A 16,887-nucleotide genomic window follows, 5' to 3' on the forward strand; every position below is an offset into this window, starting at 1 on the left:
TATTTTAATGTTCAACGCGCAAAACTTCTTACATTATTTTGGGCAACATAGTATCCATTACCAATTGCAGTAAAACTTTGCCCATTAACTGTTTTGACTTGGCCAGCAACAATTTTGGAACCGGCTTTGAGAATATACTTATCTACTCGCTTTCCGCTTTCATTATAAAGATACGAATCGTGTGAAAGTTCTGCATTTGAGCTTACGCCAGGTGCTAGTGTCTTTCTGGCTTCAATTTGAATTGAACCGAAGTTCTTTGCTTTAACATAATGTTTATTACCAATGATGCTGTAATACTTTCCACGAATCTTCACTGGATCGCCATATACATTAACCTTGCTGCTCTTCTTCAAGAGTTTCTGACCTACATGCTTTCCCTTCTTGTCATAGACAAATGAATTCTTCTTCAAGCTTCGTTTGCGACCAACAACATTATTAACAGCAATGTAGAGCTCCTTACCAATGTGGTAAAATTCACGGCCATTAATCGTCTTGGTGCCATAAGTTGTTATGGTAGACCCCTTCTTAACAATCAACAGGTTAGCCCGCTTTCCTTCCTTGTTATAGAAGTATGCATTATGCTTCAGCACCTTAGATGCTGATTTGGACTGCTTAGGTTTAGTTTCAGGACTGTCAGACCCAGTACTACTTGAATTATTCCAGCTATTTGACCCATTCGAACCGGTTGAGTTAGTTGAAGCACTGGAATCATTCGAGCCAGTGCTACCAGAACTGCCACCCGTATCGCCGGATCCGTTAGAACCATTCGAGCCAGTTGATCCGTTGGGACCATTACTATTGCCATTCACGATATTATTTATTTCATTAATACCATCCTGCTTAGCCTGATCAACTTCACCCTTGTTCTTTGATTTATCAACTTTGTCCTTGGCAGCTGAAGCGGCACTATCAATTGCAACTTTGTCATTTTGCTTTTCAGCGTCAGTCTTATTCTTATCTTGATCAATCTTGTCTTTAGCGGCTTGCGCAGCCTGGTCTACTTCCTGCTTGGCCACTTCTTTTTGATGTTCCAGGCTATTATTTACTACAAGCTGGTTGATCGCTGCTAGGCCATTTTCTTTGGCCTGGTTGACTGCATCAGCATTCTTACTTTGATTGATTTCGGCTTTAGCTGTTGAAGCAGCAGTAGCAACTGCGTCCTTTTCTTTTTGCCTCTCTTGATCAGTCTTGCTGGTATCTTTATCAACCTGGTCTTTAGCAACTTGCGCAGCCTGGTCTATTTCCAGGTTGGCAGCCGCCTTTTGCTCATCAAGCGGCTTGCCCGGTATATATTGTGCATCAATTGCTTTAATACCAGTAGCTTCACAATCAATAACTTCTTGAACATTTTTAGCGCGGTCAAGCGCATTTTGCCCTTTTTCTAATTCAAGGTCAACATTGTGGGACTGCTGTTTTTTAGCATTAGTAGTCAAAGTAAGGTCATTATTAATCGCCGCTTTAATCGTGTTTGCTTCTTGAACCAATGCATTCTTAGCAGTTTGCTTTTGAATATCCAAAGCAGTACCCGGTACGTGTTGCGCATTAATTGCAACTATCCCATCATTATATTCTTTTTGAACAGCTGTCGCATTAGCCGCTTGACTGAGTTGATCTAAAGCCTTTTGTCTCTGTGCTTCGACAGCTTTTACCTGCTTATTCTTAGTAGCTTGATCAAGAGAATTATCGCTATTGATGGCCTCTTTTACTATATTAGCTTCATCATTAATCAACTGCTTGGCACGTTCTTTTTGTTCATCTAAGGACATCGAGTTTGTCACATACTGGGCAGCAATATTGGCAAGCCCATTGGCCTGTGCAACACTAATTTCCTGGGCAGTTGCTGCGACTTGAATATTACTCTTTGCGGTCATTACTTCTTGATCAACAGCCGCAATCTGAGCTACTTTAGTCTTGTCGTCCAGCGTTGCATCATTAGTAATCTGATTCTTGACTTTGGTTGCTTCCTGATCAATTACTGCATTAGCATTGGCTTTTTGTTTATCTAGGCTGTCACCTGTTACATATTGTGCGTTTATATCTGTAATACCATTATGCAGAGCAACCTTGACTTCTTGGGCAGTAACGGCACGGTCAATCGCTGCCTTCGCATTGCTGGCAGCCATATCAACATTGGCCTTTTGCTTTAACTTTTCTGCACTAGTTAAAGTTATATCTGTCTCAATCACTGCCTTAACTTTTTTGGCTTCAGCTTCTATCTTGGTTTGCGCAGCAATCTTTTGATCCGACACCGTGCCATTTGGCACATAATCGCTAGCAATCTTAGCAATACCGGCATTCTTAGCATCTTTTACACCTTGCGCGTCAACTGCCTGCTCAATCTGCTCCTGGACATTGGTTGCATCACGATCTACATTAGCACTTTGCTCAGACTTAGCAGCATCGTCTAGACCCTGATCAGCCGCAATCTGGTCTTTGACTTTTACTGCTTCAGCAGCAATCGCCGCTTTAGCCTTGGCCTTTTGTTCCAACAATGAAATTACACTCTTCACGTGGTCATTATCAATCTTAATAATGCCTAATGCAGTAGCATCTTTAACCGCCTGAGCATTGATTGCCTGATTAATCTGATTTTTGGCAGCAGAAGCATCACGGGCAACATTAGCCTGCTGAATTGCCTTTGTATCATCATCCAAAGTTACATCAGCAGCGATTTCTCCCTTGATCTTAGTTGCTTCTTGGTCAATTGCATTTTGGGCTGTAGTCTTGAGACTGTCTAAGCTGCCATTTTCACCAGTAATGTGTTGAGCAGCAATTGCTGCTATCCCATCGTTTTTAGCCGTCTTAATAGCTTGAGCTGTGGTAGCATGATCAATTGCAACTTTAGCTTTTGTTACCTCACTATTAACATTCATCTTTTGTCTTGCCTTAGTGGCATCATCTAAAGTTGAATCAGCATCAATTTCCGCCTTAATTCGATCTGCTTCAGCATCAATTACCTGTTTGCCTTCTAACCTTTGATCAGACAACGACTTGTGATTGGACACATGGTCACTATTAATCTTGGAAATGCCAGCTTCTTTTGCTTCCTGAATGCCCTTGGTATCGGTCGCCTGATTGATGTTGTTTTTAGCGGCGGCGGCATCTCGATCAACATTAGCTTTTTGTTCATCCTTAGTAGCATCGTCCAAGGAAGCATCTAAGTCGATCTCGCTCTTAACCCTATCAGCTTCATCATCGATGGCCTTTTGGGCATTGGTCTTTTGGCCTAGCAGGGACGTGGCAGCCGGCATATGAGCGGCATCAATCTTGGCAATACCGGCAAGCTTGGCCGATTGCACGCCTTGGGCGTCACTGGCCTGGTTAATCGCTGCTTTAGCACTAGCAGCTTCCTGGTCCACCTTAGCCTTCTGGGCGGTCTTTTCTGCGCTAGTTAAAGTGATATCAGCATCAATCTCACCCTTAACTTTAGCAGCCTCGCTGTCAATTACCTGGTGCGCATTCGTCTTCTGGTCTGGCAGGGAAATAGCTGACACGTGACAAGCATCAATCTTGGTAAGACCAGCAGCTTTGGATGTATTAACACCTTGGATATCAGTTGAGTTGGTTATCGCGGTCTTGGCAGCGGCAACTTCCTTATCGACATTGGCCTTTTGAGTATCTTTAGCGGCACTGTCTAAAGTAGAATCGGCATCGATTTCGCCCTTGACTTTAGCTGCCTCATCATCAATAGCCTTAGTGGCTTCAGACTTTTGGTCTGGCAGTGAAACAGAAGCTGATACATGACACGCATCAACCTTAGTAATACCAGCGGCCTTGGCTGTATTTACACCTTGGACGTCAGTTGCGTTGGTTATCGCGGTCTTGGCAGCGGCAACTTCCTTATCGACATTGGCCTTTTGAGTATCTTTAGCGGCACTGGCTAAAGTGATATCGGCATCGATTTCACCCTTGACTTTAGCTGCTTCACTATCAATGACCTTAATTGCGTCAGACTTTTGGTCTGGCAAGGAAACAGAAGCTGGTACGTGACACGCATCTATCTTGGTAATACCGGCAGCTTTTGCTGTATTCACACCTTGGACGTCAGTGGCCTGGGTAATCGCGGTCTTGGCAGCGGCAACTTCCTTATCAACATTGGCCTTTTGCGCATCTTTAGTAGCACTGTCTAAAGTAGAATCGGCATCGATTTCATCCTTAACTTTCGCGGCTTCATCATCAATTACCTTAGTCGCTTCAGTCTTGCGGTCTGGTATCGAAGTAGAGCCTGGGATATGGTCACCATCTATCTTGGCAAGACCATCTTCTTTAGCTTCTTTCACCTTTTGCGCATTAGTTGCACTATTAATAGCTGCCATAGCGGCTGCTACATCTACATCAACCTTGGTCTTTTGCGCTGCTTTTTCCGTGTCAGTCAATGTTCTATCGGCGTCGATTTCACCCTTGACCTTAGCTGCCTCATTATCAATTGCCTTAAGGGCAGCTGCTTGTTGATCTGGCAAAGAAACATCAGTCATATGGGCAGCTGCTATCTTGACAATTCCCGCATCTTTAGCGTTGGTTACACCTTGAGCATCGGTAGCCTGATTAATGGCATCTTTGGCATCAGCAGCTTCCTTGTCAACATTTTTCTTCTGGGTGTCTTTTTCAGCTGTAATCAAAGTTACATCGGCATCGATCTCTCCTTTAACCTTAGCTGCTTCAGTATCGATTGCCTTTTGCGCATCAGTCTTCTGATCTGGTAAGGAAATGCTAGCTGGTACGTGGCACGCATCGATCTTGGTAATTCCTGCGGCTTTGGCGTTATTCACGCCTTGGGCATCAGTGGCCTGGGTAATGGCCTCTTTAGCAGCAGCGGCTTCCTTATCGACATTGGCCTTTTGCGTTGCCTTTTCTGTATCAGTTAAGGAGGAGTTGGCATCGATTTCTCCTTTGACTTTGGCTGCTTCAGTATCAATGGCCTTAGTCGCTTCAGACTTCTGATCTGGCAGGGAAACAGAAGCTGGTACGTGGGCACCATTAATCTTGGCAATACCGATATCCTTGGCTTCTTTGACACCTTGAACGTCAGTGGCCTGAGTAATGGCCTCTTTAGCAGCAGCGACTTCCTTATCAACATTAGTCTTTTGAGTATCTTTAGCAGCACTATCTAAAGTGGCATCGCCATCAATCTCGCCTTTAACCTTAGCAGCCTCTGCATCAATTTCCTTTTGGGCATTCGCCTTTTGATCTGGCAGGGAAACGCTAGCTGGTACGTGGGCACCATTAATTTTGGTAATACCAGCAGCCTTGGCTGTATTCACACCTTGGGCATCAGTAGCCTGAGTAATCGCGTCTTTAGCAGCAGCAGCTTCCTTATCGACATTGGCCTTCTGCGCATCTTTAGCTGCACTGTCTAAAGTAGAATCGGCATCGATCTCTTCTGTAACCTTAGCAGCTTCAGTATCAATAGCTTTAGTGGCTTCAGTCTTGCAGTCTGGCAGGGAAACGTTACTTGGGATGTGGTCTGCATTTATCTTGATAATACCTGCATCGGCAGCTTCTTTGACAGCTTGGGCGTCGGTTGCGTTGGTTATTGCAGTCTTGGCATTAGCCGCGTCCTGATCAACGTTAGCCTTCTGCGTGTCTTTTTCAGCTGCAGTTAAAGTGGCATCGGCAGCAATCTCACCCTTAACTTTAGCAGCCTCATCATCAATGGCCTTAGTCGCTTCAGCCTTTTGGTCTGGTAAGGAGACGTTAGCTGAGATATGGTTACCATCGATCTTAACAAGACCTGCTTCCTTGGCTTCCTTCACCCCTTGGGCATTGGCAGCATTGTTGATAGCTACCTTGGCAGCAGTTGCGTCCTGATCAACATTATCTTTCTGCGTCTTCTTAGCAGTGTCATCTAAAGTGGCATCAGCATCAATCTCACCCTTAACCTTAGCTTCTTCATCAGCAATCACCTTCTGGGCATTCTTCTTCTGCTCATCTAATGAGGTACTGCTTGGAACGTGGTCACCATCAATCTTGATAATCCCAGCAGCTTTGGCACTATCAACTCCTTGAACGTCGGTTGCCTGGTTAATCGCTACTTTGGCAGCAGTGGCATCCGTATCGACGTCTGCTTTTTGTTTAGCCTTTTCTGTGTTATCTAGAGTTGGGTCGTTATCAATCTGGCGCTTAACCTTAGCGACTTCATCATCAATGGCTTTGGTCGCTTCAGTCTTCTGATCTGGTAAGGAAACGTTACCTGGGATATGGTCACCATCGATCTTGGCAATCCCGGCTGCCTTAGCATCGGCAACACCTTGAGGATTGCCGGCCTGGCTGATTGCTTCTTTAGCGGCAGCAGCATCCGTATCAACGTTGGCCTTTTGTTTGGTCTTAGTTGCCTCATCAAGAGTGACATCGGTATCAATCTCACCCTTAACCTTAGCGACTTCATCATCAATGGCCTTTTGGGCATTCGTCTTTTGCTCTGGGAGAGGGGCTCCTAGAATATGGTCGGCCTGAACCTTGACCAGACCATCTTCCTTGGCTTGTTCAACAAGTATAGCAGTGTTAGCCTTATCAATCGCTCTCTTTGCAGCAACCACATCGGTATCTACATTAGTCTTTTGCACAGTCTTAGTTGCTTCATCAAGAGTGGCATCGGCATCGATCTCACCCTTAACTTTAGCTGCTTCAGTGTCAATTGCGGTCTTAGCCTTATCTCTGCGGTCTGCCCCAGAGATACTGCCTGCTGTATGGGCGGCTTTAATTTTAACAATACCAGCATCTCGTGCATCTTCAACGCCCTTAATATCAGCGGCCTGGTTGATAGAATCCTTGGCTGCAGTAGCTGCAGTATCAACATTATTGGTCTGCGCTGTCACCTCTTCTGGCATTAACCAGTTATCAGCACTAATCTCGCCTTTAACCTTGCTTACTTGCTCGTCGATTGCTTGGTTAGCTTTAGTCTTGGCAGCTTGAAGAGCAACATCAGTCGGTGCATGGACCGCCGCAAACTTGGCCAGCCAGGCCGCCTTGATTTCAGTTACTTCCTTGAAGGTAGTGGCAGTTGCAACAGCTTTACCGGCTTCACCATACACTTCATTAAGCTTACTCTTTTGCGCTGTCTTTTCTTCAGCCGTCAGGTCACGGTCAGCGCCAATTTCTCCAATAATCTTGGCTTCTTCATTGTAAAACTCTATTTGAGCGTCGCTTATTTTTTGTTTCAAGGCTGCCGCAACATCAGGATAGCATCTCTTTACAGCTTGCAGACCACCTTCTTTGTATTCAGCAACAAAATCAGCCGAAATATTTCCCTGAATCCTTCCCTTCCAAAAATCAAGCTCTTTTTGCAGGTTGCTGGTATACTTGTCCTTTGCTTCATCATCTAGGACCTGGTCCTGGGCAATCTTTTGTTTGACCGCTGCCGCAGCTTCATCAAGTGCCGCTTTAGCGGCAGCCTGCTGGTTAAGGATTGAGTCACCGGCAACGTGAACCTGGCCAATGAGTTTCAAGCCTTGGCCCCTGCTATCTGTTATCGCTTGGGTATTAGTTGCATTATCGATTGCCGTCTTGGCATCCTCAGCTGCCTTATCAACACTGGCTTTTTGGGTGTTCTTGGTCTCTTTAAGAAGAGTGTAATCGTCATCAATTTCGCCTTTGGCCTTGATTACTGCATCGTCAATCTCGCCTTTAGCAAGTTTCTTAGTCGTATCCAATGAAGCTGCACTTGAAACATGGCAAGCACTCATCTTGGCAAAGCCTGCGTCCATCAAGTCTTTTATATGTTGAACACCTTTACTGCCTTGGCCTCTAGCAGAATCAGAGACTTTCTCATACTCTTGGTAGAGTTTAGCTTTTTGCGCCGCTTTTTCTGCACTAGTCAAATTGGCATCGGCATCAATCTCGCCGTTGATCTTGTTATACATATCCCTAAAGTAATACCATGCGGCAGACTCGGTATATTGGATGTCAACATCCAATATGTGGTCGCCATTAATCTTGGCGATCCCGGCTGCTTTGGCTTCCTGCGCTGCTTGCGAATTAGCCGCACTATTAATAGCCGCCTTGGTTGCAGTGACATCCACATCAACCTGAGCTTTTTGCTTGTTTTTGGTCTCTGTTAGAAGAGAATTATCGGCATCAATTTCAGCCTTTACTTTAGCAGCAACATCATCAATCTCCGCTGGGGCTCCCGGAACATGCCAGGCATTCATCTTGGCAAAGCCTGCGTCCATCAAGTCTTTTATATGTTGAACACCTTTACTGCCTTGGCCTCTAGCAGAATCAGAGACTTTCTGATACTCTTGATAGACTCCAGCTTTTTGCGTTCTTTTTTCACCTGTTGTCAAGGTACCATCGGCATCAATCTCGCCGTTGATCTTGTTATACATATCCCTAAAGTAATACCATGCGGCAGACTCGGTATATTGGATGTCAACATCCAATATGTGGTCGCCATTAATCTTGGCGATCCCGGCTGCTTTGGCTTCCTGCGCTGCTTGCGAATTAGCCGCACTATTAATAGCCGCCTTGGTTGCAGTGACATCCACATCAACCTGAGCTTTTTGCTTGTTTTTGGTCTCTGTTAGAAGAGAATTATCGGCATCAATTTCAGCCTTTACTTTAGCAGCAACATCATCAATCTCCGCTGGGGCTCCCGGAACATGCCAGGCATTCATCTTGGCAAAGCCTGCGTCCATCAAGTCTTTTATATGTTGAACACCTTTACTGCCTTGGCCTCTAGCAGAATCAGAGACTTTCTGATACTCTTGATAGACTCCAGCTTTTTGCGTTCTTTTTTCACCTGTTGTCAAGGTACCATCGGCATCAATCTCGCCGTTGATCTTGTTATACATATCCCTAAAGTAATACCATGCGGCAGACTCGGTATATTGGATGTCAACATCCAATATGTGGTCGCCATTAATCTTGGCGATCCCGGCTGCTTTGGCTTCCTGCGCTGCTTGCGAATTAGCCGCACTATTAATAGCCGCCTTGGTTGCAGTGACATCCACATCAACCTGAGCTTTTTGCTTGTTTTTGGTCTCTGTTAGAAGAGAATTATCGGCATCAATTTCAGCCTTTACTTTAGCAGCAACATCATCAATCTCCGCTGGGGCTCCCGGAACATGCCAGGCATTCATCTTGGCAAAGCCTGCGTCCATCAAGTCTTTTATATGTTGAACACCTTTACTGCCTTGGCCTCTAGCAGAATCAGAGACTTTCTGATACTCTTGATAGACTCCAGCTTTTTGCGTTCTTTTTTCACCTGTTGTCAAGGTACCATCGGCATCAATCTCGCCGTTGATCTTGTTATACATATCCCTAAAGTAATACCATGCGGCAGACTCGGTATATTGCTTATCGACACCCTGAATATGGTCAGCCTGAATCTTGGCAATCCCAGCTGCTTTGGCTTCCTGCGCTGCTTGCGGATTAGCGGCTCTATTAATAGCAGCCTTGGCGGCAGTGACATCCGCATCAACCTGAGCCTTTTGCTTATTCTTGGTCTCTGTTAGAAGAGTATTATCGGCATCGATCTCGCCTTTAACCTTGGTAGCTGCGGCATCAATCTCTGCTAACGGTGTATCGTTATCCTTAGTTGCAATAGTTGCAGCTTGGGTTGTATTAGCAGGGCTCTTAGTAGAGCGTTCAGACAGAGCCGTCTCTGACAACTTGGTGTCATCTGCTACAGTAGCTGGAATATTAACTGATGTGTCCGCATTCTTATCATCATCAATTGAACTTGTGGATTGCGCCTTAGCTGGTATTTGCTTGGCGGCCTTCAAGTGTGACTTAAGTCCTGCATATGTCGATAACTTGGCCTTGGACTTGCTCTTTACCAGTTTGGCCTTAGGGGTCAGCGGCTTAAGAGCCGTAAGTCTTGCCACGGTCTTATCAACTAGTGCTTGAATACTAGTTGTATCACTAGCAGCGTCGACTTGATCTTGGGCATCATGAAGTAAGCTATCAATTCTCTTAACTTGCTTGACCTTCTCAACAGCAGTTAGAGTTTGATTAGCTGCAAGCTTTTGTTTACTAGTATTAGCTGCTACCAGTAACTTCTCTTTGGCAGTTATCTTGGCCTGACTAACCGACTCTGCCGTATCTGGCTCAGCTGTCTTATAATCAATCTCAGCAGCCTTAGCAACTGACACATTATTGGACAACAGCAAGGTGGTTCCACCCAGCATAAACGTTAAAATCGAATAACTAACTAGCCAACCTTTTTTGCTCTTATGCATTTTGTAGTTGGTATTTTTGATCTCTTCAATTAACTTTAATCTATTCAAAATAAGTTCACCATCTCTTTTTTACAAACTTACATTAGCTACCTATAACTTTTTTAATATTTTATCATGATTTTAATGTTCACTCCATGTCTTTTGCCATTATATTTTTATAGATCTGATCTAATGCATAAATAGTCTTTTGCTTTGTTCAGCTAAAACTCTTGCTTTTATCCAATTATTACTTTGATAGTCTGGCTCAATCATGAAACTTGGTAACTACCAACTAATTTACTCAACCATCTTTTTATTTATAAAATAACAATTATATTTATTTGCAAGTCATTATTTATATAATTATATTTTAATAAATATAAAAAGTTGATAAATCAGCGAATTATCAACTTGTAGACATTTTAATTAAAATAACTACTTGCGGATTTTATCCTATGATAACGCAATTCGTGGTTTGCTTCCAAAGGCCCCACTGCTGCTAACTTTTCAGCTGAGGGGCAAATTCTACTTATTGCAGTTGGTAAAGCACATCAAATCATGGGCTGGTAACCCACTGCGGTGACTTAACGTACTCCACCAGGTCAGATGATCAAGCCATATAGCAATCAACCATTTTAAAACTTGATCAATAATTTTCGAACGGCTTAACAAGGTCAATCTTACCTTTTTAGTTAGTTGGCAAATATTGCGTTCGCCAAAAAGGGTGTCGAAATTGCGGCTAGGCAATGAAAACTCCTGCTTTACCCTCTCAGCGGTTTTGGGTTATTTCTTCGACTTTCATCCAATCAGATTCTCCTTGTATATCTTTGATTATACCGCGAAATATATGACCGCATTGCTCGTGCTGGAAAGTGACACCCGTTTGACCACAAAATTCTTCTTGTAAAAAAATAGCTTGCATCTTTGCCACTATTTCTGTATGATACTGGATAAATGTTGATAAGAGGTTACAAAATGACAACTAAAATGACAACTAATAGTAAAAATACTCAAGTAGAAGTTAAATACTATTTTTGGTACTTCAGTATACTGAACTGAGTGCCTAGTTTGTCGTAGCCCGAGACACACAGTTCAATCTCTAACAACTGTGTGTCAAAACCGTATTTTTTTCAGGAAGACCCACACAGTTGTTGTCTGTGTGGGTCTTTTTTAGGAGGAAAAAATGGAAGCTACAGAAAAAGTTACTTTGAAAGAAGTCACGTTAAATACATTAAATGGATTATCAACGGGCATTGTCGTTGCCCTAATTCCCGGTGCCTTAATTAACCAGTTAGTCAAAGCACTAGCACCGCTTTGGCCACAACTCAATTTTATGCTGGTGCTAACTGCCTTTGCAGCAGCCCTACTACCGGCAATTAGTGGGGTTTGTGTGAGTATGACGGCCAAGTTGTCACCAATCCAAACATCATCGCTTGCGCTCGCCGCAACTGCTGGTGCCGGTAATATGAGCATGAAGAACGGGCAGATCACCGTGAACGGTAGCGGTGATGTCATTAACATCGCGATTACGATTATGATTGCCTATAGTTTAATTCTTTTAATGGGTAAGCGGCTCAAGGCATACACAATTTTGCTGGTACCGCTCCTGGTGCTGCTAATTGCGGGTGGCATTGGTTCGTTAACTCATATTCCCGTTAGTCAGGTTACACGTTTAATTGGTCTCGGTGTCGAACATTTGATGAATTTACAGCCAGTATTGATGGGACTAGTAATGGGTGTTGTCTTTGCCCTGCTGATTGTTTCGCCTATTTCGTCAGTAGGGATTGCAACAGCTATCAGTATCTCTGGGGTCGCAGCTGGTTCTGCCAACCTAGGTATTACTGCTGCCGCCTTTGCCTTAGCCGTTTTTGGTTGGAAAGCAAACACCGTGGGCACTTCAATTGCTCACTTCCTCGGTTCACCCAAAATGCAGATGGCCAATTTAATGACTAAACCAAAATTGCTTATCCCAATCATACTGAATGCAGGTATTTTAGGAGCCTTAGGGGCTATTTTTAAAATTGGCGGTAACCCAATGAGTGCCGGTTTCGGCTTTTCTGGTTTAATTGGACCCATGGCTGCCCTTGCCGACCGTCCAGCTACTGGCGCAAATATTACTCTGCTAGTAGTGCTTTTCTTTGTTTTACCAATTGGACTTGCTTTATTGACCAACTATCTCTTCAATAATAAACTGCATTTCTTCACCAGTAAGGACTTTGAACTTGACTTTAACTAAGCACGTGGCCTTGGGACTTGGATCAATTGCCTATTCCTTGCTATAATTAGCTAGATCATTGATTGTAAAAAAGAAGGTAGGAAAATGATTAAATTTTATGGTTATAAACGATGCTCAACTTCTAGAAGCGCCCAAAAATGGTTACAAAGTCACGGAGTTGAACTAGCATTTCAAGACCTAGTTGACCAACCACCTAAGAAGACCGACCTAGTTAAGTGGATGACTGACCACCAAGATCGAGGTTTAAAATATTTTTTTAATACCAGCGGTCAAGATTATCGCAAGCTGCATTTAAAGGATAAGGTTGCTGACATGACCATTGAGGAAGCCGCCACCTTGATGGCCCAAAATGGCAAACTAATTAAGCGTCCTTTAGTGGTTGACGGACCCAAGTTGACCTGCGGCTTTAATGATGCTATTTATCAAACTACCTGGCTATAACCAAAAACGGGCATCCGTGCCCGTTTTTGTTTTAGACATTTTCTTTTCTATCCTAACAGAAACTAGTAAAATGAAGAAAAAAGGAGAAAACATGAAATATAATCAATACGCATACGTCGAAACAGATTATGCAACACAGGTCAAAGAACTGTTACAAATTAACTTTTTACCGGTAGATTATCAACAATGCACTTTTGGTAAATTACTAGCCACAATGGTTGAAAACACCCTAGCTGAAGTTAGTCTAACGGACAGTACTGCTCGTCAAGCCAAGTTAACTGAGTTTGCCGTTTCTGAAACAGAAACACTAGCTAGCTATTTAGCAACCCAGCCGCAAGAAATGAGCCCAGCCCAGTTTTATAACGTAGCCCTGCAACTTTTGGGGTACCACGTCCACTATGACTACGAATTGAGTGATCCGCTTAGCTTTATGACCAAAAATGCCTTGCCAGTGGTCGAAAACATTAGTAATTGCACGGATTTGATTACCGCCTTTTACCGCCTATTGAACACCCGGTCTCAAAACGGCCAGTTGTTAATCGACGTGATGGCTGGTAAAGGCTATTTTGCCGACCGCAGACAGACTCTGCCAGGCAGCCAATTTATCTTGCTAAACGGTAAGAGCCTACCCGTTTTTGACACCAGTAAGGTAATCCGTGAAGTCGTCTATGTCGAGAGTGACCTTGATACTGATGAAGATGGCCAATCCGACTTGCTGCAAGTGACAATTTTTCGACCAGTCGAAAGTCAGCAGCTGAAGGTTCCGGCTCTTTATACTGCTAGCCCCTATTTTGGTGGGATCATCGACAACGAAAAACGCAACTATTCAGTTGATGAAAATTTAGCGGACGCCTGTGCTTGGACTAATCCTCAATACGAGGCCAGCAACATTATTCCGGCTGCAAAACCGTCAACAGCTAATCACGAAAATCATCCACCCGTTGAAAAAGCAGTGGGCAAGTCTTCATACGGGCTCAACGAGTACATGTTGGCGCGCGGCTTTGCCAGTGTCTTTGCGGGCGCCATCGGTACGCGCGGCAGTGACGGCCTACGTATCACTGGTGCACCAGAGGAAACCGAGAGTGCCAAAGAAATTATTGAGTGGCTGCACGGCGACCGAATTGCCTATACTGACCGCTCACGTCAGCATGAGACCAGGGCCTCCTGGTGCAATGGCAACATCGGCATGACCGGACGGTCATACCTGGGAACACTACAGATTGCCATCGCTACGACGGGGGTGGCCGGCCTGAAGACCGTTGTCTCTGAAGCGGCCATCTCGTCCTGGTATGACTACTACCGCGAACACGGCCTGGTCATAGCACCCGAAGATTGCCAAGGCGAAGACCTGGACCTCTTAGCCGAAACTTGCCAATCCAACTTATGGGATGCGGGCGACTATCTCAAGATTAAGCCTAAATATGATGCAATGCAAAAACAGCTTCAAACTAAGGAAGACCGCCAGACCGGCCAATACTCAGACTTTTGGGAGGCCCGCAACTACCGCCACCAGGCGGCTGGCATCAAGTGTTCCTGGATCAGCGTACACGGCCTGAATGACTGGAACGTCAAGCCCAAGAACGTTTATAAGATTTGGCAGCAGGTCAAGAACTTGCCGATCGAACATCACCTATTCTTGCACCAAGGACCCCACTACAACATGAACAACCTTGTTTCCATTGACTTTACCGATCTTATGAACCTCTGGTTTGTCCATGAACTACTCGAAGTCAATAATGGAGCAGAGCAACAGTGGCCAGCGGTAATGGTTCAGGACAACCTGCAAGCCGACAAGTGGCACGAGGAAGAAGACTGGAGCGATGAAGTTGGACACTCCACCAGCTATTACCCCACCGATGAGGGAGAACTGCAAAAAGACGGAAACGGGCAGGCCAAAGCAGCATTCATCGACCAAGGCGGCGTGGAATTTAACAAGGCCCACCTTACTGAAAGCGAATGGCAGTACAAGTTTATTTGCGGTGATGATAAATGGGCCAAGGCAAGCCTGCGCTTTATTACGGATGAGTTTATCCACCCAGTGACCATTGTGGGTCGGCCTGAAGTCACGGTACGAGTTTCATCCAGCTTGAACAAAGGCCAACTATCGGTTGCGCTAGTTGAACTGGGCGACCGCAAACGGCTAACTGCTACACCTAAGTTTTTAATGCGCGGCGGTCAGGAACTGGGCTTCCGCTTTGGCACCGATACCCTGCAGGAGTTCATGCCAGACAAGTTGACTCATGCCAAACTGATTACCAAAGGACACATGAACTTACAAAACTATGCCGACATGAAGAAGCCAGTAGCAATTGAACCGGGGCAGTTTTATGACCTGACCTTCAAGCTGCAGCCAACCTACTACCAACTTCCGGCTGGCAGCAGGTTGTGCCTGATTATCTACTCAACTGACCAGGCGATGACGAAACGACCGCTTGAAGAGACGACCTACACGGTCGACCTGAGCGCTACTGCGATTAAGTTTAAGCAAAAATAATTATGATCTATTTTAAAAAGCCAGAGGCGAGCGTTACTGCCTCTGGCTTTGTTAGTTCTATTAACATTAATAGCCTATATACCTGTTTCTTTCCCAATCGGAGACGGTTTGGGTATATTGGTTCCATTCAAGTTCCTTAGAACCAATGAAACTCTGCGTTAAGTGATTACCAAGCGCTGACTTAATTAGTTCATCCTTCTTAAAAGCCTTAAGTGCGTTGTGTAAAGTGGATGGGAGCGGCTTAATCCCAGCTGCTTCTCGCTCCTTTTCACTTAGCTTAAAAATGTTGCCGTTGATCGGCTCCATTGGCATCTTTTCTTCTTTGATACCATTCAATCCGGCTGCTAAACAAGCTGCCAGCAGGAGGTAGGGGTTGGCCGTTGGGTCAGCTGAGCGCATTTCCAGGCGGGTATTAACCTCTTCTGCTGAGGGTACTCTGACCATCGGCGAGCGGTTCTTGGAAGCCCAGGAGATGTAAACAGGAGCTTCATAACCAGGAATCAACCGTTTGTATGAGTTGACGGTTGGATTACCGACAGCAGTGATTGCCCGGGCATGTTCCAATATTCCATTCAGGAAAAACAGGGCGTTGTTTGAAAGGTGAAATTCATTATCTTGGTCATAAAAGGCATTTTTATTCCCCTTAAACAAGGACATGTTCGTGTGCATTCCATTGCCAGCCTGACCTTGGAGCGGTTTGGCCATGAAAGTTGCATATAAACCATGCCTTTTAGCAATTTCGCGGACAATCATCTTGAACATCTGCACCCGGTCAGCCGTCGTTAGTGCATCATCAAACTTGAAGTCGATTTCCTGCTGTCCATCGCCCACTTCGTGGTGGGCTGCCTCAACTTCAAAGCCAATACTTTCTAACGTTTCCACGATGTCACGCCGACAACTTGCACTTTCATCTTGTGAAGTTAAGTCAAAGTACGAGGCGTGATCGGGAACCTCTGTGGTCCACTTGCCATTTTCATCAAGTTTAAGCAGATGAAATTCGGCTTCAAAGCCAATGTCAAAAGCCGAAAAGCCCATGTCATTCATCTGCCTGATAATTCGCCGCAAGTTATTCCGCGGATCCCCGTCAAATTCGCTCCCGTCCGTCATGTGCACAGAACAAATTAAACAGCCAATCTTACCACCTTGGTTATCAGTCCATGGCAAGACCGCCCAGGTTGAAAAATCAGGATACAAAACCATATCACTTTCTTCCAGGCGGACAAAGCCATCAATCGACGAACCGTCAAAGCGAATGTCATTACTTAAAACTTTTTCTAGTTGACTATTAGGAACTTCAACCGCCTTCAACGTCCCATTAATGTCGGTGAAGGTCAACCGTAAAAAACGCACGTCATTTTCTGCGACGCTCTTTCTAATATCATCTGCTGTAATTTTTTTTGTCATGTTTTCTCCACCTAGAAATATGAATAATTATAATTGGTATAACCCATTAAAGAGTTTGCTTTTCTTACCAAAACTTGATTAATACCTTAGCATTTACGTCATAAAAAGTAAAGCGGTCTAACTACTTTTCCAAAAACTTTACCAAAGCTTTATTT

General features: G+C 44.5%; 5 protein-coding genes. 3 read left to right on the top strand and 2 right to left on the bottom strand.

What is annotated here, in order from left to right; all coding sequences use genetic code 11:
* Window positions 1-11 precede the first annotated feature (11 nt).
* On the bottom strand, window positions 12-10,226 hold the full coding sequence (locus tag ACSYSN_RS05105) for a DUF1542 domain-containing protein (protein ID WP_491711841.1): 10,215 nt from the start codon (window positions 10,224-10,226) through the stop codon (window positions 12-14).
* A 1,114-nt stretch (window positions 10,227-11,340) separates the two neighbouring features.
* Between ACSYSN_RS05105 and ACSYSN_RS05110 the strand changes: the two genes are divergently transcribed.
* From ACSYSN_RS05110 to ACSYSN_RS05120, 3 genes are all read left to right on the top strand, one after another.
* Window positions 11,341-12,393: a PTS sugar transporter subunit IIC gene (locus ACSYSN_RS05110; RefSeq protein ID WP_491711842.1), complete on the top strand. Its 1,053-nt coding sequence runs from the start codon at window positions 11,341-11,343 to the stop codon at window positions 12,391-12,393.
* Window positions 12,394-12,477: 84 nt separating this feature from the next.
* Complete coding sequence (locus ACSYSN_RS05115; protein ID WP_491711843.1) at window positions 12,478-12,834, top strand: arsenate reductase family protein; 357 nt, start codon at window positions 12,478-12,480, stop codon at window positions 12,832-12,834.
* Between the two features lie 91 nt (window positions 12,835-12,925).
* Window positions 12,926-15,328 (top strand): Xaa-Pro dipeptidyl-peptidase, encoded by a 2,403-nt coding sequence (locus ACSYSN_RS05120; RefSeq protein ID WP_491711844.1) that lies wholly within the window; start codon window positions 12,926-12,928, stop codon window positions 15,326-15,328.
* A 66-nt stretch (window positions 15,329-15,394) separates the two neighbouring features.
* Here ACSYSN_RS05120 and glnA read toward each other — a convergent pair whose 3' ends face one another.
* Entirely contained in the window at window positions 15,395-16,732 is a 1,338-nt protein-coding gene (glnA, locus tag ACSYSN_RS05125) for a type I glutamate--ammonia ligase (RefSeq protein ID WP_491711845.1), read from the bottom strand.
* Window positions 16,733-16,887 lie beyond the last annotated feature (155 nt).

The organism is Lactobacillus sp. ESL1191 (assembly GCF_058504435.1).

What these genes read in the sequence shown, in the direction of transcription:
- ACSYSN_RS05120 (WP_491711844.1), top strand. Translation starts at nt 12,926, where the DNA reads ATGAAATATAATCAATACGCATACGTCGAAACAGATTATGCAACACAG.
- ACSYSN_RS05115 (WP_491711843.1), top strand. Translation starts at nt 12,478, where the DNA reads ATGATTAAATTTTATGGTTATAAACGATGCTCAACTTCTAGAAGCGCC.
- glnA (WP_491711845.1), bottom strand. Translation starts at nt 16,732, where the DNA reads ATGACAAAAAAAATTACAGCAGATGATATTAGAAAGAGCGTCGCAGAA.
- ACSYSN_RS05110 (WP_491711842.1), top strand. Translation starts at nt 11,341, where the DNA reads ATGGAAGCTACAGAAAAAGTTACTTTGAAAGAAGTCACGTTAAATACA.